The sequence below is a fragment of the Parabacteroides timonensis genome, from assembly GCF_900128505.1.
Classification (GTDB): domain Bacteria; phylum Bacteroidota; class Bacteroidia; order Bacteroidales; family Tannerellaceae; genus Parabacteroides; species Parabacteroides timonensis.
In genome coordinates, this window is the sequence record NZ_LT669940.1 from 1,296,648 (window position 1) to 1,319,728 (window position 23,081).

21 protein-coding genes are annotated in these 23,081 nt (G+C 44.3%); 17 read left to right on the top strand and 4 right to left on the bottom strand.

What is annotated here, in order from left to right; all coding sequences use genetic code 11:
* The first annotated feature begins 8 nt into the window (after window positions 1–8).
* The 11 genes from BQ7394_RS05685 to rny all read left to right on the top strand — a co-directional run bounded on the left by BQ7394_RS05685 (window position 9) and on the right by rny (window position 9,733).
* Window positions 9–2,417, top strand: coding sequence for an ABC transporter permease (locus BQ7394_RS05685; RefSeq protein ID WP_075556480.1), 2,409 nt, complete (start codon window positions 9–11; stop codon window positions 2,415–2,417).
* A gap of 27 nt (window positions 2,418–2,444) precedes the next feature.
* Window positions 2,445–3,119, top strand: coding sequence for an ABC transporter ATP-binding protein (locus tag BQ7394_RS05690; protein WP_075556481.1), 675 nt, complete (start codon window positions 2,445–2,447; stop codon window positions 3,117–3,119).
* Between the two features lie 85 nt (window positions 3,120–3,204).
* On the top strand, window positions 3,205–3,741 hold the full coding sequence (hpt, locus tag BQ7394_RS05695) for a hypoxanthine phosphoribosyltransferase (RefSeq protein WP_075556482.1): 537 nt from the start codon (window positions 3,205–3,207) through the stop codon (window positions 3,739–3,741).
* Window positions 3,742–3,776: 35 nt separating this feature from the next.
* Window positions 3,777–4,349 carry an adenylate kinase gene (locus BQ7394_RS05700; protein ID WP_075556483.1) on the top strand — a complete coding sequence of 191 codons (573 nt, stop codon included), beginning with the start codon at window positions 3,777–3,779 and terminating at the stop codon, window positions 4,347–4,349.
* Between the two features lie 14 nt (window positions 4,350–4,363).
* A complete protein-coding gene (gene obgE / locus BQ7394_RS05705) occupies window positions 4,364–5,521 on the top strand; it encodes a GTPase ObgE (RefSeq protein ID WP_075556484.1) in 1,158 nt (385 codons plus the stop codon).
* Window positions 5,475–6,317 carry a peptidoglycan editing factor PgeF gene (gene pgeF / locus BQ7394_RS05710; protein WP_235848676.1) on the top strand — a complete coding sequence of 281 codons (843 nt, stop codon included), beginning with the start codon at window positions 5,475–5,477 and terminating at the stop codon, window positions 6,315–6,317. Before obgE ends, pgeF begins: the two co-directional genes overlap by 47 nt.
* Window positions 6,318–6,324: 7 nt before the next feature.
* Window positions 6,325–7,014 carry a B3/B4 domain-containing protein gene (locus BQ7394_RS05715; protein WP_075556486.1) on the top strand — a complete coding sequence of 230 codons (690 nt, stop codon included), beginning with the start codon at window positions 6,325–6,327 and terminating at the stop codon, window positions 7,012–7,014.
* 128 nt (window positions 7,015–7,142) lie between these two features.
* Window positions 7,143–7,343 carry a winged helix-turn-helix domain-containing protein gene (locus BQ7394_RS05720; protein ID WP_028726278.1) on the top strand — a complete coding sequence of 67 codons (201 nt, stop codon included), beginning with the start codon at window positions 7,143–7,145 and terminating at the stop codon, window positions 7,341–7,343.
* A gap of 148 nt (window positions 7,344–7,491) precedes the next feature.
* On the top strand, window positions 7,492–7,785 hold the full coding sequence (locus BQ7394_RS05725; RefSeq protein ID WP_075556487.1) for a hypothetical protein: 294 nt from the start codon (window positions 7,492–7,494) through the stop codon (window positions 7,783–7,785).
* 5 nt (window positions 7,786–7,790) lie between these two features.
* A complete protein-coding gene (locus BQ7394_RS05730) occupies window positions 7,791–8,087 on the top strand; it encodes a cell division protein ZapA (RefSeq protein ID WP_075556488.1) in 297 nt (98 codons plus the stop codon).
* A 107-nt stretch (window positions 8,088–8,194) separates the two neighbouring features.
* Entirely contained in the window at window positions 8,195–9,733 is a 1,539-nt protein-coding gene (gene rny, locus BQ7394_RS05735) for a ribonuclease Y (protein WP_075556489.1), read from the top strand.
* A 243-nt stretch (window positions 9,734–9,976) separates the two neighbouring features.
* On the opposite strand, the gene BQ7394_RS05740 is transcribed toward rny, so the two are convergent.
* Together BQ7394_RS05740 and BQ7394_RS05745 are read right to left on the bottom strand one after the other, a co-directional pair.
* Window positions 9,977–11,815, bottom strand: a complete 1,839-nt coding sequence (locus tag BQ7394_RS05740; RefSeq protein WP_075556490.1) for an LTA synthase family protein — start codon at window positions 11,813–11,815, stop codon at window positions 9,977–9,979.
* Window positions 11,816–11,877: 62 nt separating this feature from the next.
* The gene (locus tag BQ7394_RS05745; RefSeq protein ID WP_075556491.1) at window positions 11,878–13,491 is read right to left on the bottom strand and encodes an ABC-F family ATP-binding cassette domain-containing protein; all 1,614 of its coding nucleotides are present in this window, start codon (window positions 13,489–13,491) and stop codon (window positions 11,878–11,880) included.
* Window positions 13,492–13,739: 248 nt separating this feature from the next.
* On the opposite strand from BQ7394_RS05745, the gene purH reads away from it, so the two are divergent.
* From purH to rodA, 6 genes are all read left to right on the top strand, one after another.
* Window positions 13,740–15,263, top strand: a complete 1,524-nt coding sequence (gene purH, locus BQ7394_RS05750; protein WP_075556492.1) for a bifunctional phosphoribosylaminoimidazolecarboxamide formyltransferase/IMP cyclohydrolase — start codon at window positions 13,740–13,742, stop codon at window positions 15,261–15,263.
* A gap of 19 nt (window positions 15,264–15,282) precedes the next feature.
* Window positions 15,283–16,302 (top strand): rod shape-determining protein, encoded by a 1,020-nt coding sequence (locus BQ7394_RS05755; protein WP_028726286.1) that lies wholly within the window; start codon window positions 15,283–15,285, stop codon window positions 16,300–16,302.
* A 95-nt stretch (window positions 16,303–16,397) separates the two neighbouring features.
* Window positions 16,398–17,252 carry a rod shape-determining protein MreC gene (gene mreC, locus BQ7394_RS05760; protein ID WP_075556493.1) on the top strand — a complete coding sequence of 285 codons (855 nt, stop codon included), beginning with the start codon at window positions 16,398–16,400 and terminating at the stop codon, window positions 17,250–17,252.
* Window positions 17,245–17,763, top strand: coding sequence for a rod shape-determining protein MreD (mreD, locus tag BQ7394_RS05765; RefSeq protein WP_075556494.1), 519 nt, complete (start codon window positions 17,245–17,247; stop codon window positions 17,761–17,763). The genes mreC and mreD overlap by 8 nt, the downstream gene beginning before the upstream one ends.
* Window positions 17,753–19,630, top strand: a complete 1,878-nt coding sequence (gene mrdA / locus BQ7394_RS05770) for a penicillin-binding protein 2 (RefSeq protein WP_075556495.1) — start codon at window positions 17,753–17,755, stop codon at window positions 19,628–19,630. Before mreD ends, mrdA begins: the two co-directional genes overlap by 11 nt.
* On the top strand, window positions 19,620–21,065 hold the full coding sequence (gene rodA / locus BQ7394_RS05775; RefSeq protein ID WP_075556496.1) for a rod shape-determining protein RodA: 1,446 nt from the start codon (window positions 19,620–19,622) through the stop codon (window positions 21,063–21,065). The genes mrdA and rodA overlap by 11 nt, the downstream gene beginning before the upstream one ends.
* Here the strand turns inward: rodA and gldH are convergent, their stop codons facing one another.
* Together gldH and BQ7394_RS05785 are read right to left on the bottom strand one after the other, a co-directional pair.
* Complete coding sequence (gene gldH, locus BQ7394_RS05780) at window positions 21,066–21,578, bottom strand: gliding motility lipoprotein GldH (RefSeq protein ID WP_075556497.1); 513 nt, start codon at window positions 21,576–21,578, stop codon at window positions 21,066–21,068.
* Entirely contained in the window at window positions 21,517–22,974 is a 1,458-nt protein-coding gene (locus tag BQ7394_RS05785; RefSeq protein ID WP_075556498.1) for a PSP1 domain-containing protein, read from the bottom strand. The genes gldH and BQ7394_RS05785 overlap by 62 nt, the downstream gene beginning before the upstream one ends.
* Window positions 22,975–23,081: the final 107 nt, after the last annotated feature.

Here is a 23,081-nt window from a genome sequence, read left to right on the forward strand (position 1 = left end):
ATAACGATATGTTGAAGCATTATGTAAAAGTAACCCTTCGCTTGATAAAGAGAAGTTTCCTGTTCTCGTCCATCAATATGCTGGGTTTTGTACTGGGGATGACGGCCGCTTTCCTGATTTACCTCTGGATCGTGGATGAACTGACTTTCGAGAATTTCCATAAGAACGGTGATTCCATCTACCGTGTGGTCGCCGTAAACCGGGAAGACGGAGGACTGGTCAAAGAATCGGCTTATACGGTAGCACCCTTAAGCAAAGCATTCCGCGAAGATTTCCCGCAAGTGGAGAATGCAACCTTTGTGCTTAATTTCGGTACGTTGAACCTGCATTCGGGAGCTAACCTGATCGAAGCCAAATATACATATATAGATACTACTTTCTTTGATGTATTCAGTTTCCCGATCCTGTCCGGCGATCCGAACCTGTTGAAGAAAGACCCGCAACAAATCGTATTGGCCAAGTCTGCGGCAGAAAAGCTGTTCGGACAATCAACGGCTGTCGGGAAAGAGGTAACCTGTCAATTCTTGGGACAACTCAACCGTTATAAAGTGGCTGCGGTGTTGGATGTACCTCGTAAAAGTCATATTCAGTTTGAAGTGTTACTGAGTGAACAGGCTTATTTCGAGCCGATGACCTGGGATTATGTGGAAGGGACGAATGTATATATCCAATTGCGAAAAGGTTCCGTTCTATCGGATACCGACCGGCAAGCTATGAGCCATGCCTGGCAGAACAGACAGGAAAATGGCCTGGTGTTGGAGTTCCAACCGTTGAAAGATATTCATTTGTATACCTGGTTTAAAGACCCGGAAGTCAGCAACTATGGGAGTATATCGCAGATATGGTTGTTCACGGCATTAGCTTTATTAATTATCTTCATGGGAGCTTTCAATTTCACCACTTTGTCGACGGCGCGTGCTTCGTTGCGTTACAAAGAGATCGGTGTCCGGAAGGTGACAGGGGCGAAACGTAAAATGCTGATTGTGCAGTTCCTGTCGGAAAGTCTGGTGCAGGCTTTTCTTTCGCTGATCCTGGCGTTGGCACTGACGGAGTTGTTACTGCCTTTCTTCAACCAGTTTGTCGGGAAAGATATTGTTTTGCAGTTTAACTGGCAGACTTTGTTGTTTATCCTCTTCGGGATTATTGGAGTCGGCAGCCTGGCAGGAGCTTTTCCGGCCTTTTATATGTCGTCGTTCAATCCGTTGCTAGCTTTCAAAGGTGGAAAGGCTACCGGCAAGAAAGGCACATTGATAAAAGGATTGGTTTGCATACAGTTTATCATAGCCATAACAATGCTTTTCTCTACCTCTGTTGTATTCAAACAACTTCATTACCTGCAAAATGCGGATCTGGGGTTGGATAAAGAAGATATGGTAGTCGTTAACTGCGGGGAGTTCGAATTGATGTCTTATTTTGGTGGTCTCGGGATAGACGATTACAGGCAGGAAGTGATGAAGAATCCGAATGTCAGGAATGTGGCAGGCGGTGTGGAACTGTCAAATTATCTCCGTGGACACAAAACGGAAGAAACAGTGTTCAGTTGGCAGGGTGAAAGCGGTCGGGTGGATTCGTTGAAACTGGTCGGTGTAGTGGGCGATGGTAACTTAATGGAGACTTTAGGCCTTGTATTGCTCAAAGGTGAGGTGTTCGGAGCCGATAAGAATGCTTATATGGAAGGCGCATATCGTAAGGAATCACCTGTCGTGATCAACGAAACGGCCTGGAAGATGATGAATGTGAAAGATCCCGTCGGCCTGGTTGTTCAGAATAACGGATGGTTCGGTGAGACGTCGAGGATCGTCGGTGTAGTAAAAGATTTCCATTTCCAGCCGTTACGGGAGAAGGTGAAACCGGCCTACCTGTATTATGCCCGTCAACTATTGAATACATTGTATATCAAGATTGCTCCGGAGAATAAGACGGAAACATTGAAATTCCTGAAAGACAAATATGAAGAAATGCGCCCCGACAATGTATTCTCTTACCGTTTCTTCTCAGATGCCCTGAACCGGAACTATGCGCATGAACGACAACAGGGACAGATGTTCCTGATATTTACGGTACTGGCTATTGTTGTCGCCATGATGGGTGTATTGGGATTGGTTGCCCTTGCCACTGCGCAACGGACGAAAGAAATCGGCATCCGTAAGGTGAACGGGGCACATTCCGACCGGATCGTGCGGATGTTCTGCCGGGAATATATGCTTTGGGTCGGGATTGCCTTCCTGGTAGCCTGTCCGCTCGGTTATCTCCTGATGGTTCGTTGGCTGAGTAACTTTGCTTATCAGACAAACATTAGCTGGTGGCTCTTCCCGGCAGCGGGCCTGGTCATTTTGCTGATCACTGTCCTGACAGTGATACTGCAAACCTGGCGTGCCGCTTCCCGGAATCCGGTGGAATCATTGAGGTATGAATAAAACAATAAGAATAATAATCAAAAGATCATGATAAAAGCAGTAAAATTAACGAAAGTATTTCGTACGGAAAGTGTTGAGACGACAGCCCTTAACGGCATCAACCTGGAAATAAACCAAGGGGAGTTCCTGGCTATTATGGGCCCTTCCGGTTGTGGTAAATCTACCTTACTGAATCTGTTGGGCTTATTGGATAACCCGACTTCCGGCGAATTATGGTTTATGGGAGAGGAAGTTTCCCGCTATACGGAGAACAACCGTACCGACCTGCGGAATGGTAACCTGGGATTTGTCTTCCAAAGCTTCAACCTGATAGACGAACTGACCGTGTTTGAAAATGTAGAACTTCCCCTATTGTATGCCGGAGTTTCGACAAAAGAACGGGTAACGCGGGTAAACGCTGCACTCGACCGGATGCAGATAGCCCATCGCTCGGAACATTATCCGCAGCAACTCTCCGGCGGTCAGCAGCAACGTGTAGCTATTGCCCGTGCCATTGTTACAAATCCCAAGGTCATCCTTGCAGACGAACCGACCGGAAACCTGGACTCTGTAAACGGTAATGAGGTGATGAATCTGCTTCTCGAATTGAACAAGGAAGGTTCAACCGTTGTCATGGTAACCCACTCGGAAGAAAACGCCCGGATGGCAGGACGGCTGATCCGTATGATGGACGGAAATATCCTGACGGAAAGCCATAAATAATATACAATGATATTTCTGCCTCGCCTAGCTGTTTGTGCTTCGCTGAAAATGTTGTACCTTTGCTCCCTCGAAAAATAAACGGCACATGAATAAGATCCGATTAAAAGATAAAGAATTCGAACTGTTTATCCCGGAGAAGGAGATCAAAGAGGCCATTGCGAAGATGGCTGAACAGATTAAAGCAGATGTGGGGGATAGCAATCCTCTGTTTGTAGGCGTATTGAACGGAGCGTTTATGTTTACCGCCGAACTGATGAGGCAGATGGATATGCACTATGAAATTACATTTGCCCGTTATTCTTCTTATCGGGGACTCAATACCACCGGAGTTGTTCGCGAGATCATGCCGGTGCAGGCCGATGTGAAGGGACGTACCCTGATCCTCCTGGAAGATATTATCGATACCGGCTATACTATGCAGTTTGTGATGGATAAGTTACGGAATGACGGCGCTGCCGATGTAAAGCTGGCAACCATGTTGTTTAAACCGGATTCCCTGAAATGTGATTTGAAGCCCGACTATGTCGGCCTGCAGATCCCCAGTGATTTTATCGTAGGTTACGGCCTTGATTACGACGAGATGGGACGTGCTTACCGGGATATATATAAAGTGATAGGTTAAAAGGATATACATTTATATAAATAAGAAACAATATTATGTTGAACGTTGTTATTTTTGGAGCTCCGGGTTCAGGAAAAGGAACACAGAGCGAGTTGATTATTAAAGAATATGGTTTGGATCACATTTCAACAGGTGATGTATTACGTGCCGAAATGAAAGGTGAAACCGAACTTGGTAAGATCGCAAAAGATTATATCGAAAAAGGTCAGCTTGTACCGGATGAACTGATCGTCGATATGCTGGCAAAAGTATTAGACAGCAAAGTTGGTTCTAAGGGTGTTATCTTCGATGGTTTCCCCCGTACTATTCCGCAGGCAAAAGCATTGAAAGAAATGTTGAACAAACGTGGTACTGATGTCTCTGTGATGTTGAACCTGCAGGTAGAAGAAGAAGAACTGATCAACCGTCTGTTGGAACGCGGTAAAGTATCCGGACGTTCTGACGACAACCTGGAGACAATTAAGTCCAGACTGGATGTATACCACAATCAGACAGCTCCTTTGGCTGACTATTATGTAGGCGAAGGCAAGCACGTGGGTATTCACGGTATGGGTACAGTCGAAGAAATCTTCGGACGTATTAAAGAAGCAGTAAATAAAGTAAAATAAGAAAGAAATAAAAAATGGCTGAATCAAACTTTGTAGATTACGTAAAGATCTATTGCCGCTCGGGGAAGGGCGGAAGAGGGTCTTCTCACTTTCGTCGTGAGAAATATATTCCGAAAGGAGGCCCCGACGGAGGCGACGGAGGGCGAGGAGGCCATGTGTATCTTCGCGGTAACCGGAATTACTGGACACTCCTCCACTTGAAGTTCGAACGTCATATTATGGCGACAAGCGGTGAAGGCGGTGGTGCCAAACGTAGTTTTGGTAAAGACGGTGAAGACCGTGTGATTGAAGTGCCTTGCGGAACCGTTGTATATGATGCCGAAACAGGTGAATACATCTGTGACGTAACAGAAGACGGTCAGGAAGTCATGCTATTGAAAGGCGGACGTGGCGGACAGGGTAACTGGCATTTCAAAACATCAACTAATCAGGCTCCCCGTTATGCTCAACCGGGCGAACCGGCTCAGGAACGTAAAGTGATCCTGCAATTGAAGTTGCTTGCCGACGTTGGTCTGGTAGGTTTCCCGAATGCAGGAAAGTCGACTTTGTTGTCTGTCGTATCGGCAGCCAAACCGAAAATCGCAAACTATCCGTTTACGACACTCGAACCGAACCTGGGTATCGTTAGTTATCGTGACCACCGCTCGTTTGTGATGGCCGATATTCCCGGTATTATCGAAGGGGCCAGTGAAGGCAAAGGACTCGGACTTCGCTTCCTTCGTCATATCGAACGTAACTCGTTACTTCTCTTTATGATCCCGGCAGACTCTGACGATATAAAGAAAGAGTATGAGATCCTTCATAACGAACTGGTTAAATACAATCCGGAATTGCTGACTAAAAGCCGTGTGTTAGCTATTACCAAAAGTGATATGTTGGACGATGAGCTGATGGAAGCACTGGAACAGGAATTACCGGAAGGTGTTCCGCATGTGTTTATCTCTTCGATCACCCAACAGGGTATTACCGAATTGAAAGACTTACTCTGGAAGGAGCTGAACAAAGAAACCTTCCATGAAGTCGAACGTATCGTTCATAAAGATATCGATGTAAGTTCGATACAGTTTGACGATGACGACGATGATTACGTCTTTCCTGTTGAAGAGGATGACCCGGACGAAGAATATGAAGAATACGAATGGGATGATGACGATGAAGAAACTGAAAAGTAATAAAGTTGAAATGTTGCAATTCTCCGGATTAAGCGGAGAATGCAACATTTCTCATTTTATAACGACCCGTCATGGTGGAGTGAGCGAGGGTAACTATGCCTTGATGAATCCGGGTGAGTATAGTGGCGACAATCCTGATTCCGTCCGGATGAACCGGCAACTTCTCTCGGATGCAATCGGAATTTCTCCCGAAAGGATTTTTGCTCCTTACCAGGTACATGAAGCGGAGATCGGTTGCATTAATGCCGATTTTCTTTCGTTGACTGCCGTTCGGCAGAAAGAAGAAATGAACGGGAAAGATGCTCTGGTCACAGATATGCCCGGAATATGTATCGCTGTTTCAACGGCCGATTGTGTACCTGTCCTGGTGTATGCTCCTGACAAGAATGTGGTAGCTGCTATTCATGCCGGGTGGCGTGGTACTGTGAAGCAGATCGTGGCAAAGACGATCGGATATATGGTTGCTCATTACGGTTGTGAACCGTCATGTATGTTGGCCGGTATTGCCCCGTCGATTTGTAAGGATTCTTTTGAGGTAGGAGATGAGGTGGTGGCAGCGTTCCAGGCAACCGGAGTCGATATGAACCGTATTATGGAACGGAATATTCAGACTGGTAAGGCACATATCGATCTTTGGGAAGCAAACCGTATTCAGTTACTTCAATCTGGTTTACGGTCGGAACATATAGAAATATCCGGAATCTGCACATTCCAGCACCACAATGACTTTTTCTCAGCCCGCCGGTTGGGTGTCAAAAGCGGACGTATTCTGTCCGGAATAATGATTAAAGACTAACAGTATTATGATACACGTTTCCATCTCAGAAGAAATAATAAAAGCCTGCCCGGATCTACATGTGGCAGTTGTGGCATGCGACGTAAAAAATACAATATCTGACGAACAGTTATGGAAGGAGATAGCTGAAGTGGAGAATAAGATACGTACGTCCGGAAAGCTGGAGGATATAAATAAATTTCCTCCCATACAAGCTACCCGGCAAGCTTATAAGCGTCTGGGGAAAGATCCGAACCGTTACCGTCCTTCCGCAGAGGCACTCCGTAGGCGGATATTCCGGGACCTGCCTTTATATAAGATCGATACATTGGTCGATATAATCAATCTGCTGTCTATCCAAAGCGGTTACTCTATCGGGGGATTTGATGCGACAAAGATAGACGGCGACCTGGTGTTGGGCGTAGGCAAAGAAGGAGAGATTTACCACGGGATAGGTCGCGGCGAACTGAATATTGCCGGGCTTCCTGTCTACCGCGATAACCAGGGAGGCGTTGGAACGCCGACCAGCGACGAAGAACGAACCAAGATCGACATGGATACAAGGAAGCTGTTAATGATTATAAACGGCTACTCGGGAAAGGAAGGTTTACAAGAGGCTGTTGCTTATGGGGTATCTCTTTTAACCCGATATGTATCAACAACTAATTTGGAAATAGAGTTAATTACACCTGAAAGTAGAGTTAAATTATTGTTATAAACGTGTTAATTATGTTTACAAACCTCAAAAGTGGCCAGTTTTATGCTAAAAAACATCTATTTCCTTTTGTAGTAACCGATTAATCTATAAATTTGCCCCCGTTAACGAATTAACAAAACGAAAAGAAAATGATCGAATTGATTGGAACAAACGCCGGCCTCGTTTGGACAGTATTGAACGAAGGCGGAAAAATGAGTGTTAAGGCAGTAAAGAAAGCAACTAAGATCAAAGCAGAAAAAGACATGTATGCTGCGTTTGGTTGGTTAGCTAAAGAAGGCAAACTTGCTTTCGAAGAGATTGAAGGTGAATTATTTGTTGCGCTGATCTAATCACGTAACCGATACTAGGTAAAGGAGGGCTGTTCGGATGATATTTGGACGGCCTTTTGTGTGTCCTGACGTTTTCGGTTCAAAAAAATGGACTGACTGTTGCTTTATTCAATTCTAAATTTTACTTTTGTATAGAATTTGGTGTGAAATGACCGAAGATCAAAAGAGATTGTTGGCAGTATTTGAGGTAAGAGTTCGCGATTTGATGGAGTTATGTAATAAGCAAAACCATAAGATTGACGAGCTCACAACTACTTTGTTTCAAAAAGAAGCAGAGTTGAAGTTGGCAAAGAATACGATTGAAGAGTTGAATACCAAATGCGATAAATTGCTGACGGCAAGAGTTGTTTCTGTAAATGAAGGAGAAATGAAAAGTGCTCGGATGCGATTATCGAAGTTAGTGCGGGAAGTAGACAAGTGCATTGCACTATTAAATGAATAGAAGCGATGGACGATAAATTTCTTATACATTTAGAAATAGCCGAAAAGAGTTACGGCCTTTGGATCGATCGAAAGGATGAAAAACTTGCGCGGGATGCCGCCAAGCAGATTCGTAATAAGATCAACCAGTATCGGCAAAATTTTGCTCAATCCGATGTGGATGTAAAAGATTTGTTAGCCATGGTAGCTTTTCAGTTGTCTATGAATAATTTGCAATTGGAAGATAAAAATGATACAAGTCCTATTACAGATAAGATACAGGAACTCACGGGTGAGTTGGAACAGTATTTGAAGGATAAGTAATTATATTATAATTGTAAGAAGAGTTTCCGCACTGCTCTGCACGGTGAATCGTGTATTGTAGTGCTTTTTTTGTTTTTTATATATATGAATTAAAACTAATAAGTAAAATGGCAGTGTATATAATCATATCATCAGTTGTAGCTCTCCTGATAGGAGGGTTGTTGACATGGTTGAGCATGCGTTTTCTTCTGAAGTCGAGATACGATTCCGTATTGAAGGAAGCTGAGAAGGAAGCGGAAGTGATCAAGAAAAATAAGTTGTTGGAAGTAAAGGAAAAGTTTCTGCACCTGAAAGCGGATCTGGAAAAACAAGTGTCGGCAAGGAATGCCAAGATCCAGTCGGTTGAAGGAAAGCTGAAACAACGTGAATTAACACTTAATCAGCGTCAGGAAGATTTGCAGCGTAAAAACTGTGAGGTAGACGCTGTAAAAGAAAACCTGGCAGCTCAGTTAGAACTGGTAGATAAGAAGAAACTTGATCTGGAAAAACTTCACCAGCGGGAAATCGAACAACTGGAAGCCCTTTCCGGACTTTCTGCTGACGAAGCTAAAGAACGATTGATCGAGTCGTTGAAAGATGAAGCTAAATCGGAAGCAACTTCTTTTATCAATGAAATAATGGAAGAAGCCAAGATGACTGCAAATAAGGAAGCGAAAAAGATCGTTATCCAGTCTATCCAGCGTGTAGCGACTGAAACGGCTATTGAAAATTCTATTACTGTATTCCATATCGATTCGGATGAGATCAAGGGACGTATTATTGGTCGTGAAGGTCGTAATATCCGTGCTTTGGAAGCAGCAACAGGTATTGAGATCGTTGTGGACGATACTCCTGAAGCAATCGTTCTTTCCGGATTTGACCCTGTTCGCCGTGAGATAGCCCGTCTGGCATTACATCAGTTGGTTCAGGACGGACGTATCCATCCGGCCCGTATCGAAGAAGTGGTTACAAAAGTAAAGAAACAGGTGGAAGACGAAGTGGTTGAAACCGGTAAGCGTACCGTGATTGACTTGGGTGTACATGGTTTGCATCCTGAATTGATCCGTATGATCGGTAAAATGAAATACCGTTCTTCCTATGGTCAGAACTTGTTGCAGCATGCCCGTGAAACGGCTAATCTTTGTGCTGTGATGGCTTCTGAGCTTGGACTGAACCCGAAAAAAGCAAAACGCGCAGGTTTGTTACACGATATAGGTAAAGTGCCTGATGATGAACCGGAATTGCCACACGCTATTCTGGGTATGAAACTTTGTGAAAAATACAAAGAAAAACCGGATATCTGCAATGCAGTGGGTGCTCACCATGATGAGGTTGAAATGCAGACACTGTTGGCTCCGATCGTTCAGGTTTGTGATGCTATCTCTGGTGCTCGTCCGGGTGCTCGTCGTGAGATTGTAGAAGCTTATATCAAGCGTTTGAATGATCTTGAACAGTTGGCTCTTTCTTATCCGGGTGTTGTTAAGACTTATGCTATCCAAGCTGGTCGCGAACTTCGCGTAATTGTAGGAGCAGACAAGATTGACGACAAGGATACAGAAAACCTGTCAAATGAAATAGCAAAGAAGATACAGGATGAAATGACTTATCCGGGACAGGTAAAGATCACGGTTATTCGTGAAACTCGTGCCGTAAGTTACGCGAAATAAAGTCTTTAAATAAATTTTGTATACATAATATTAAGGTGGCTGATCTGAGAAGATCGGCCATTTTTATTTTGTACAGCTGTTAATTATTGGGTGCTTTTGCTGTTTTATACTATGATCTGCTTACGTAGTGCCTATGAGAAGAAAGTAAATGCTGAAAAAGCGGAAGAAAGAAAGGAGTAAATATCTGTATGATATAATGATAAAAAAGAAGTTGCAGTTTCTACTGCAACTTCTTTTTTATTGTTACCGGCTACCTAAATCGTCATACAGTGTTTGTAGAAGAACTTTCCCGTTATCCAGACGGGTTTTGCTGTCTGTCGAAGGCTTTTCCAATAGCGGCCTGTTACTTTCATTATCGTAGACTGAGACGCCAGTACTGTCTATATATCCAAAACCGTTTGAGAATGTATAGAAGGAATACTTCGGATAGCCCGGATCAAGTATATCCCGGCTGAATGTGAACTGATCGTGCGGCAGTTTCAACTGACTTAATAGTGTAGCAGCCAGGTCTGTTTGATTAGCATATATGTCAATGATTGCCGGCTCTTTGACTGCTCCGCCCAGCCATATCATCGGGATATGGAAACGGCGAGGTTCATAATCAAGCATGGGTGAAGGGTAGCGATAGCCGTGGTCGGATATCAATACGATCAACGTATTCTGCCAAACAGGCAGTTCTTTCAGTTTGTCGACAAAGCTACCGATACAACTGTCCGTGAAAGCAACAGAGTTGAGGTAAGGATCTTCCAGGTGATGGAAAGGCACTTCAAATGGTTCATGGCTGCTTAACGTCAGGAAAGTGCTGAGCCATGGAGTCTTTTCGTTCCTCTCCCTGATCGATTCATACAGATGAGAAAAAGTAATATCATCGTTAGCTCCCCATTTGCTTAGGCGGCTGCTTAGCGGAAAGTCGCGATCGGCCGTGATCTTGCTGTATCCGGAACCGAAGAAATAACTCTGCATATTGGTGAAGTTGATATCTCCGCCATAAAGCATATCGGCTGTGTATCCCTGTTCACCAAGGCTTTTGGCAATGGATGGGAGTGTCTGGCTTTTAGCCGGATATTTCATGATGGAAGTTGTAGGTTGTGCCAGGTATCCGTTCAGTACAGCCACCAGTCCGCGATCGGTACGGAAAGAGTTGGCATACATATTAGTGAATGTTACCCCTTCTTTACTTAGCCTGTTTAGATTGGGAGTGATGCCTGCTTCTCCACCGACAGCTTCAATAGCATTGGCTGTGAAGCTTTCCAAAAGGATGATAAGGATATTGGGACGGTCGGTAGTCAGCAGTTCTGTCTTTTCCGCATTGTTTGTCAGGCTATCGTTGTATTGGGTGAGTGTAGTGTAACGTTTCTGTCTTTCTTCTTCGGGAAAGAAATTGAACTGTGCGGCAAAGTCCTGTTGTTTACTCATCGATGCGATCAGGCTGAATGTCGGGTTGATCGCAGCGTGGTTCAGGAATTGGTTCTTGCTGAAATAAACCATGCCGACATTTGCTGTAGAAGTAGTTACACCTCCCCGGATAGGGATGAACAGGATGCCGCCTACCAGCAGGATAACGATTGTTCCGCCTAATCGCCTGCGCACTGGGGTAGAGGGAAACAATGGAATGATCAACCGTTTGAATAGCCAGTAGATGACCCATGCATAGGCTGCGAACATCACCAGTTGCAGGGCGAAAGTTTTTAGCGGCACACTGGCCAGCGCATCTTTGGGTGATTGCAGGTAAAAGAACAAGGTCGCATCCAGTCGAAATCCCCAATAACCGTATAATGCGACATCGACGGCATAAATTGCTGCCACAAGGATTGCAATAATAAGAAAGTAACCTTTCAATATTTTTTTATAGACAGAGCCCGGCAGCCAGATCGATACCAGTACACAAAGAAGAGGAATGACAGTCAGATATCCGCTGATTGTACAATCCAGTAATACTCCATGTAAGATTACCTGTAGGTAATCAGTTAGAGAACAGCTGTTCTCTAAAGCATGGTATAGCATGAACAACGGTTTCTGGATAGCGAAAACCGGAAGCCAGAGGGCGAACACTGCCAAAAGGAAGATCAATCGTTTACTCATAATGTCGGATATATGGTCTATTAAGAAACGAAGGGCGACTGATACAGCCGCCCTTCATCTGATTATTTATATAACTTTTCGCGTAGTTCGGCTACTGTTGGATCGGTGATGTAATCATCGTAATCCATCATCTTGTCGATGATGCCGTTAGGGGTCAGTTCAATAATACGGTTTGCCACAGTTTGAATAAATTCGTGGTCATGGCTGGAGAACAGTACGTTTCCTTTGAATGACTGCAATGTATTATTGAAAGCCTGGATCGATTCCAGGTCCAGGTGATTGGTCGGTGTATCCAGGATCAGACAGTTTGCGTCCGTCAACATCATACGGGAAATCATACAACGCATCTTTTCACCTCCGGATAATACGCTCACCTTTTTCAATAGCTCTTCACCCGAGAACAACATACGGCCAAGGAATCCTTTCAGGAATACTTCGTTGGTATCGCCTGCAAACTGGCTCAACCAGTCGATCAGGTTATAGTCGGAGTCGAAATATTTGGCATTATCCAGTGGCAGATAGGTTGTTGTGATCGTTTGTCCCCATTGGAAAGTACCGGCATCCGGCTTTTCTTCCCCGTTGATGATCTGGAAAAGAGCTGTCATGGCACGAGGATCGCGGCTGATAAAGACAATCTTATCATCTTTTTCCACATTGAAGTTTAAATCTTTGAATAAGGTCTTGCCTTCAATGCTTTTAGTCAGTCCTTTCACTTCGAGAATCTGGTTGCCCGGTTCGCGGTTCGGTGTAAAGATAATACCCGGATAACGGCGTGAAGAAGGCTTGATCTCTTCGATATTCAGCTTTTCGATCATCTTCTTACGGCTGGTAGTCTGTTTGGATTTCGCTACGTTGGCACTGAAACGGCGAATAAACTCTTCCAGTTCCTTTTTCTTTTCTTCCGCTTTCTTATTCTGGTTCTGCTGCTGACGAAGTGCCAACTGGCTTGATTCGTACCAGAAGCTATAGTTACCGGCAAACATCTGCAACTTGTTGAAGTCGATGTCTACAGTGTGTGTACAAACGGAGTCAAGGAAGTGACGGTCGTGGCTCACAACCAGGATTGTATGATCGGAGTTGGACAGGTAATTCTCTAACCAGCCTACTGTTTCTAAGTCGAGGTCGTTGGTCGGCTCATCCAAAAGCAGGTTGTCCGGCTGTCCGAAAAGCGCACGTGCCAATAATATACGTACCTTTTGCTTACCGCTCAGGTCTTTCATCATGCTGTAATGATACTCTTCGGCAATCCCCAGGCCGCTTAAAAGATTGGCTGCATCACTCTCGGCGTTCCATCCTTCCATTTCTGCAAACTTCTCTTCCAGTTCCGAAACACGGATACCGTCGGCATCACTGAAGTCCGGCTTTTCGTAAAGCGCATTCTTTTCGCTCATAACCTCCCACAGTGTGGTGTGCCCCATCAGGACCGTATCCATAACTGTATGTTCGTCGAAAGCAAAGTGGTCCTGGCTTAATACCGAAAGACGTTCTCCCGGACCTAAAGTAACTGTACCGCGTGTCGGATCCAGCTGTTTGCTGATCACACGGAGGAACGTTGATTTTCCGGCACCATTGGCGCCGATAATACCGTAGCAGTTGCCCGGCGTAAACTTCATATTTACATCCTGAAAAAGGATACGTTTGCCGAACTGTACGTCCAGATTGTTTACCGTTATCATATTTTGTATACCTATTAAATTTCGAAAGAGAGCGCAAAGGTACTAAAAAATATCGGTATAAGAGGGTGTTAAGCTGATCCTTTTCTTTGATTTTCCTATATAGTAGGAAAGAGGCAGGAGCACAGTTTTCAACAGATTCTAAGTTTTATTAAAGAATTCGTCCGGGAATAAAATAGTTACATTAATGTACATATTGAAAATAATTGTCTACTTTTGTGCTCTAAAACATTAAAATAAACTCAACAAAGATGGCTGCAACAAAACGTATTAAGCGTGCATTAGTCTCTGTATTCCATAAAGAGGGACTGGATGAAATCTTAAAAAAGCTTCATAGCGAGGGCGTTAGCTTCGTTTCAACAGGGGGAACACAAACATTTATCGAATCATTAGGCATTCCTTGTGATGCGGTGGAAGACCTGACCGGATATCCTTCAATTTTAGGAGGACGTGTTAAGACTCTTCACCCGAAAGTTTTCGGTGGCATCCTTAACCGTAGAGACAATGATGGCGACAAAGCACAGATTGCAGAATATGAAATTCCTGAAATTGACTTGGTGATTGTAGACTTGTATCCGTTTGAAGAAACAGTAGCTTCTGGTGCGGAAGAACAGGCAATCATCGAAAAGATAGATATAGGTGGTATCTCATTGATCCGTGCCGCTGCAAAGAACTTCAAAGATGTAGTGATCGTAGCATCTAAAGCACAGTATCAGCCTTTGATGCAAGTGCTGAATGAAAAGGGGGCAGAAACTTCCCTGGAAGACCGTAAATGGTTTGCCAAAGAAGCTTTTGCTGTTTCATCAGGCTATGATTCTGCTATCTTCAATTATTTTGACGGACGTGAAGGCTCACACTTCCGTGCAGCCGTAGACCAGCCGATGAACCTGCGTTATGGTGAAAATCCTCACCAGGCCGCTAAGTTCTATGGTAAGTTCAGCGATATGTTCGACCAGATACACGGTAAAGAGATTTCTTACAATAACTTGTTGGATATCGATGCTGCTGTCAGCCTGATCGACGAGTTCAATGAATTGACATTCGCTATCCTCAAACATAATAACGCTTGTGGTATCGCATCCCGTCCTACCGTGCTGGAAGCATGGAAAGATGCACTGGCCGGTGACCCGGTTTCTGCATTCGGCGGTATTCTGATTGCCAACAGCGCAATTGATAAAGAAGTAGCTGAAGAGATCAACAAGATTTTCTTCGAAGTGATCATCGCCCCGGAATATACAAAAGACGCTTTGGAAGTATTGATGCAAAAGAAAAACCGCATCATCCTGATCCGTAAGGAAACAAAGACTTGTCCGATGCAGTTCCGTTCACTCTTGAATGGTGCATTAATGCAGGAAAAAGACCTCAGTATCCAGACTGTTGCAGATCTGGAACCGATGACAGACAAACATCCCTCTTCTCAGGAAGTGGAAGACCTGTTGTTCGCTAATAAACTGGTGAAACACAGTAAATCAAACGCTATCACGCTGGTAAAGAATAAACAGCTTTGCGCTAGTGGTATCGGTCAGACATCGCGTGTAGACTCTTTGAAACAGGCTATTGAAAAGGCAAACTCTTTCGAGTTCGATCTGAAAGGTGCCGTTATGGCTTCGGATGCATTCTTCCCATTCCCAGACTGTGTTGAAATTGCTGATAAGGCAGGTATTACTGCTGTTATTCAGCCGGGTGGTTCTGTAAATGACAAGTTGTCCGTTGAGTATTGCAACGCGCATGGCTTGGCTATGGTTAAGACGGGAGTCCGTCATTTCAAACATTAAAAAAACACCTTATTAAAAAATGGGATTATTTTCTTTCACACAAGAAATAGCGATGGACCTGGGTACTGCGAATACCATCATCATCAGTGGTGGTAAAGTAGTAGTAGATCAGCCATCGGTAGTTGCCCTCGACAGACGTACCGACAAAGTATTGGCTGTTGGCGAAAAGGCACGCCAGATGCACGGAAAGACGCATGAGAACATTCGTACGATCCGTCCGCTTCGCGACGGTGTGATTGCCGACTTCTTTGCTGCAGAGCAGATGATACGCGGCCTGATCAAAATGATCAATCCGAAACACCGCTGGTTTTCTCCTTCACTCCGTGTAGTGGTATGTATCCCTTCCGGTAGTACAGAAGTAGAGATTCGTGCCGTACGCGACTCCGCCGAACATGCCGGAGGCCGTGATGTATATATGATTTATGAACCTATGGCCGCTGCAATCGGTATCGGTATTGATGTCGAAGCTCCCGAAGGCAACATGATCGTAGATATAGGCGGTGGAACAACCGAGATCGCTGTTATCTCGCTGGGAGGTATCGTATCCAATAAATCAATCCGTATTGCCGGTGACGACTTGACGGCTGATATTATGGAATATATGCGTCGCCAGCACAACGTGAAGGTAGGCGAACGTACGGCCGAATTGATCAAGATCAATGTAGGTTCAGCATTAACGTTCCTGGATAATCCTCCTGAAGATTATATCGTACACGGTCCGAACCAGATGACTGCTCTTCCGATGGAAGTTCCTGTTTCTTATCAGGAAATCGCGCACTGTCTGGAGAAATCTATCTCGAAGATGGAAGCTGCTATCCTGAGTGCATTGGAACAGACGCCTCCTGAACTGTATGCCGATATCGTACGCAACGGTATCTATCTGGCCGGTGGGGGTGCCCTGATGCGCGGACTCGACAAACGATTGACAGATAAGATCAACATCCCGTTCCATATCGCTGAAGACCCGTTGCATGCGGTAGCGAAAGGTACAGGTGTAGCGTTGAAGAATATAGATAAATTTAATTTCCTTATTCGATAAAATAGTTGACAGTTGACAAGTGACGGTTGACAGCTTAGTTTTTCTAATCTAACTGTCCACTGTCACTTGTCAACTGTCAACTTGTTAAATTGATTATGCGTAAACTGCTGGACTTCCTGGTAAGAAAGAGGCATTGGTTTCTGTTTGTTTTGCTTGAGATTGTTTCGGTAATGCTGATTTATCGCAATAGCGCATATCAGCGGAATATAATCTTTAGTTCTGCAAATGTATTGACAGGACATATTGCTTCTGTTTCCGGTTATGTTAGATCCTATCTCGACCTGCGCGAGATAAACAAGGAATTGTTGGAAAGGAACGGGCAACTGGAAATGGACCTGTTGGAGTTACAGGATCGGCTGGATATGATGATGGCCGATACGGTGAACTTTGCCGGGTTTGCTCCCGACTCGATCGAGCAGTTTCAGTATAGTTTTATCTTAGCGGAAGTGGCCAATAACAGTGTGAGTCATCTTTCGAATTATATCACTGTAAACAAAGGACGTAAGGACGGGATAGCTCCGGATATGGGAGTTGTTTCCGAACGCGGAGTTGTTGGGATTGTTTCAACAGTGGCAGATCATTTTTCAGTAGTTATTCCGTTACTCAATCCTAAGTCTAGACTTAGTTGCAAGGTGTTGGGGAGTAGCTATTTCGGTTCATTAAGCTGGGACGGGCGTAATACACGTTATGCCAATCTGGAAGAACTGCCGAGGCATGTGGAGTTTCAGAAAGGCGACACGATTGTGACCAGTGGTTTTTCAAGTGTATTCCCTGCGGGGATTATAGTCGGAACAGTTGCTGATTTTGAAAAACAGCATGACGATAACTTCTTTACACTGAAAGTCGAACTGGCAACGGATTTCCAATCGTTGAATAACGTCCGTATCATAAAAAATTTTAATCAGGAAGAACAGATAAGGGTAGAACAAGAAGCAAGAAGAAATGATTAATAATTTAATAAGAGGATTGCTTTATTTTGTTGTATTGGTGTTGGTCCAGGTATTGATCTTGAATAATATTCATTTTCTGCGGATCGCAACACCATTCCTGTATCTTTATTTTATTATAAAGATGCCGGTCGGTTCGCTACGCGATCTGGTCGTTCTTTTCTCGTTCCTTATCGGTCTGGTGATCGATTTATTTTCAAATACTCCCGGAATGCATGCAGCAGCATGTACCTTGACCGGATTTATACGTGAACCGCTGATACGTTTTTATATGGGAAAGGATCTTCCGGACGGAATATATCCTTCTTATAAAACATTCGGTTATGGAGGTTTTTTCCGGTATGTACTGTCGTTAGTGCTGATTCATCATGTAACGCTGTTTCTGATCGAATCGCTGACCTTATTCGATCCGTTATTCCTTGCTATCCGTATCGGAGCGAGTGTAATAACGACTACATTATTAATTTGTACAATAGAAGCATTCAATATAGAGACCCAAAAGAGTGGAGACTAATGCAAAGTATACACTTGAGAACAGGCGCTATGTTATTATAGGTGCCGTTGTTCTGTTGGTCATCGTTTTTATTATCCGTTTGTTCTACCTTCAAGTGGTGGAGAACGATTATAAAGCGTGGGCTGACAGCAATGCGTTCCTGAAAAAGACTTTATTACCTTCCCGCGGTATGATTTACGACCGTAACGGGAAATTACTTGTTTATAACCAGCCGGCGTATGAAGTAATGCTTATCATGCGTGAGGTTCAGCCGTTCGATACGCTTGACTTTTGTAATATCCTGAGCATAACCAAAGAGCAGTTTGAAAAGAGGATTGCCGATTTGAAGAACCGCCAGTTGAATCCGGGTTATTCGTCGTATGTCCCGCAGGTGTTTATGAACAATCTTTCTGCACAGGAGTGCGGGGTATTGCAGGAAAAGTTATATAAATTTCCTGGATTTTATATTCAGAACCGTACGATCCGGCAATATGAGTATCCTTATGCCGCTCACATTCTGGGTAATATCGGTGAAGTGGACCGGAAAGATATAAAAAAGGACGATTATTATGTGCAAGGCGATTATTCCGGCCGTGCAGGTGTTGAACGCTCGTATGAGAAAGAGTTGCGTGGTGTAAAAGGAGTAGAGATCCTTTTACGGGATGTGCATGGGCGTATAAAAGGAAAATACGATGAAGGTAATAGCGACGTAGCCCCGGTGTCCGGAAAGAACCTGAAACTTTCCATCGATATGGATTTGCAGGCTTACGGAGAAAAATTGATGAAAAATAAGGTCGGTAGTATCGTTATGATCGAACCGGAAACGGGAGAAGTACTTTGTATGGTCTCTTCTCCTAATTATGATCCGAGCCTGTTGGTTGGACGCCAGAGAGGAAAGAATCATAAAATCCTGGAAGAAGACCCTCGAACACCGCTTATCGACCGTTCCATAACCGGATTTTATCCTCCCGGCTCAACATTTAAACCTACACAGGGATTGATCTTTCTGCAGGAAGGCGTCATTACCCCTGAAACAATGTACACCTGTGCCCATGGATATACTTTCCGGGGAGGAAAGCCGGCCTGTCACGGACATCCTTCTCCTTTGAGCCTGGTTCCGGCTTTGGCTACTTCATGTAACTCTTATTTTTGCTGGGGATTGCATGATATGTTGGATAGCCGTCGCCGGTATCCTACTGTTCAGGAGGCGTTTGAGGTCTGGAAGAACCATCTGGTTTCGATGGGGTATGGTTATCCGCTCGGTATCGACTTACCTGGAGAGAAAAGAGGATATATACCGAATAGTAAAGTGTACGACAAGGCATATAGAGGTCGTTGGAATTCGAGTACCGTTATTTCCATAGCGATCGGTCAGGGGGAAGTTTCAGCGACGCCTTTACAAATATGTAATCTGGCTGCGACAATTGCTAACCGGGGATATTTCATTACGCCTCATGTTGTAAAAGAGGTGCAGGATACTCCTTTGGATACGCTTTATACGAACAGGCGTTATCCTACGATCGACTCGAAATATTATGATGTAATAGCAGAAGGGATGCGGAATGCCGTAGTGGGCGGAACTTGTTGGAAAGCCGCTATTCCCGGTATCGAGGTATGCGGTAAGACCGGTACGGCTGAAAACCCTCATGGTAAGGATCACTCGGCATTTATCGGTTTTGCTCCTTATAAAAATCCGAAAGTAGCGATTTGTGTTTATGTGCAGAACGGAGGTTTCGGGGCTGTCTTCGGTGTGCCGATCGGTAAACTGATGATGGAACTTTATCTGAAGGGAGAAATCTCTCCGGAAGATAAGGCTCTGGAAGAACAAATAAGTAATACGGTAGTAGAATCTGATAAGATATATTCTTTAGTAGATCGTGGGTTATAGGAAAACAGAAATATGGAAAACAGTCGACTGGTTCACCATCTTACTTTATATATTGATGGTTGTAGCCGGTTGGTTTACTATTTGTGGAGCTAGCTTCGAGTTTGACAGTGTCGGCTTGTTCGATATAAGTGGTCGCCCCGGTTCCCAGTTGATGTGGATCGGAATATGTATGGCTGTTGTATTTATCATACTCATGCTGGAAAGCGACTTTTTTGACGTTTTCGCTTACCTGATCTATGCAGCCATTATTGTATTGTTGATAGCGACGATATTTCTGGCCCCTGATATTAAGGGGTCTCATTCCTGGCTGAAGTTTGGGAGCTTCCGTATACAGCCTGCTGAATTTGCAAAATTCGCTACGGCACTGGCTGTGGCCAAGTTTATGAATTCCTATGGTTTTAAATTGACGACTCCGAAGAATTTCGGGATAACTCTTTTGATCGTTTTCTTACCGATGATCTGCATTATTTTGCAGAAGGAAACAGGCTCCGCCCTGGTGTATCTGGCCTTTTTCCTGATGCTGTATCGTGAAGGAATGTCTGGGTATATATTATTATCGGGAGTCTGTGCAGTGATTTTCTTTGTTACAACCATGAAGTTTTCGGAGGTTGTTCTCGGAGCTACGCAGATGGGAGAGCTGATCGTGTCATCCATCATCCTGTTTATTACATATATTTTGGTGACGGTAGTTCGCCGGGACAGGACGGCCCTGCTCGTGATGTTGAGCGGTACGGCGATAGCTTATCTGGGAGGATATATCGTGTCGTTATTCGTTCCTGTCAATTTTGCTTGGATAGCTATGGGGTTGGTAGGGCTGGCGGTTATCTATCTTATCTATTTGTCTGTGAGGAACTGGGTATGGCATTATGCTTTGATAGCTAGCTTTGCCTTGGGGTCATTGGCCTTTATGTACTCGGTAGATTATGTTTTCGATAATATACTGGAACCGCATCAACAGATACGCATAAAAGTCTCTTTGGGACTGGAAGATGATCCGAGCGGTGCCGGATATAATGTAAATCAATCGAAGATCGCTATCGGTTCGGGGGGATTGACCGGCAAAGGATTCCTCAATGGGACGCAGACGAAATTAAAGTATGTACCGGAACAGGATACCGACTTTATCTTTTGTACGGTCGGAGAGGAGCAGGGCTTTATTGGTTCTACAGCCGTATTGATCTTGTTCGGTATATTTATTATCCGGTTAATTATGCTTTCCGAAAGACAGAATAGTACATTTAACCGGGTTTATGGATACAGCGTAGCCTCCATCTTTATTTTTCACCTGGCTATTAATGTAGGGATGGTGACCGGGTTGACTCCGGTAATCGGTATTCCACTACCATTCTTCAGCTATGGAGGCTCCTCTTTGCTTGGATTTACGATTCTGTTATTTATCTTTCTTCGCCTGGATGCTTCCCGTAGAGAACGATGATTATTTTGCTTTCTCTACGCGGAAACCTATTTCCTGGATTCCTTTCAATGTACTGTCTCGCATTCCCTGGCGGAAACTGAAGGTGTACATTCCCGGATGTTCGAATGTATATTTCTCCCGTATGGGAAAGCTAGATTGAAATAAAGAAATACCATGTCCGTACCACTTCCCGAACTCGTCTGCCAATACGCATTCTATGGTATCCCGTTTAAGAGGGCCTATCGGTTGTTCTTCGTTGCAGAATAACCAAAGGTTCTGGTAAGGATACATATTATTATTACGTACCTCGAGCGTAAGATTGTAAGGACAGGAAATGTCGTCTACCTGAAAAGAGAAATAGTATTCCTTATCCTTCTCCCACGCTGTATTATCAATGGCCTGGTACTGGTCGTACAAGGCCTGTTGATCGCAGGAGAAGCATAAGAATGTAAATAGAACGACAATGAGTCCTTTAAGCTTCGGGCTTATTCTCCGGTTTATTTGCCGGTTTAGCTGGTTGCTGAGGTTTGTCATTATTCGCAGGCTTGTCATTATTTCCTTTAGGCTTTTGTTTGTTTCTGTTATTCCGGTTGTTATTATTGTTGTTGCGGTTGTTGTTGCCGTTATTGTTTCCTCCGCCTTTGTTACCGTTATTGTTGTTACCGGAATTCCTGTTGTTGTCGTTGCCGGGTTGCTTTTCTCCATTTCCGGGACGATTGTTTGCCGGCCGAGCATTTACTATCGGTTTGTTATTTCCGTTTTCATTATTAGCCGAGGCATTGTTATTGGCCGGAGCGTTGTTATTGCTGCCACCATTGCCACCGCCGTTATTTCCCGACGGACGTTTTTTCTTCTTTTTCTTAACAGAATCGAAGCGGGTAACACTGTCCTGACCGAGAATATCCTGTGCGTCGCGTTTAGGCGGTTGCGGTTTCGTGTCGGCTTCCAATGTAACCGGTTTACTTCCTTTCTTATTCATGTTGATCACATCGAACGCACGGTCGGCTGATATGGTAACCAGGTTTGCAGCAAACGACTTATCTGTAGAATAAGTGATCTCACGTTTGAAGATATCTGTTTTGAAATGATAGTAGTTGTTGTCTTTCGTTTCCAGAACGATCTCCCTGGAAGGTAAACGCTTCTGTGCTTCCACGTAAGCATCCACTTCATAGTTGATGCAACATTTCAATTTGGCACATTGTCCGGCCAGCTTCTGAGGGTTCATGGATATATCCTGATAGCGGGCTGCTCCGGTTGCAACGGATACGAAACTAGTCATCCAACTGGAACAGCATAGTTCACGTCCGCACGGGCCGATACCTCCGATACGTCCGGCTTCCTGGCGGGCTCCGATCTGCTTCATTTCGATACGGACGCGGAATGCTTCTGCCAGAACTTTGATCAGTTGGCGGAAATCGACACGTTCGTCGGCAATATAATAGAAGATCGCTTTGTTACCGTCTCCCTGGTACTCTACGTCTCCGATCTTCATATTCAATCCCAGGTCGGCAGCGATCTGGCGCGAACGGATCATGGTGGCATGCTCTTTCGCTTTTGCCTCTTCGTACTTCTCTATGTCAGTCGGTTTCGCTTTGCGATAGACCTTTTTAGGTTCATAACCTTCGCCGGTACGTACATTGTTCTTTTTCATTTGAAGAAGGACAAGTTTTCCGGTAAGGGTAACTGTACCTATGTCATGTCCGGGACTGGCCTCGACGGCTACCATATCCCCTTTTTCCAAAGGTATTTTAGAACTGTTCAGGAAATATCCTTTACGGGTATTCTTAAATTGTACTTCTACGTAATCGGTTGCATTCTCCGCATCGGGTACATCGCAAAGCCAATCGTAGGTATTCAGTTTATTATTTTGTATTTTGCTGCATCCTTTTTTTCCCATGCAGCAACCACCTGTATTTAGTTTGAAATCCATTGTCTGGTAATATATATGTGTATTTATAGTGTCTACAATTACGCAAAAATAGTCAAATATTCTCAGAGAATGAGCAAGGTGCTATGAAAAAAGGTTCGATAAATTAT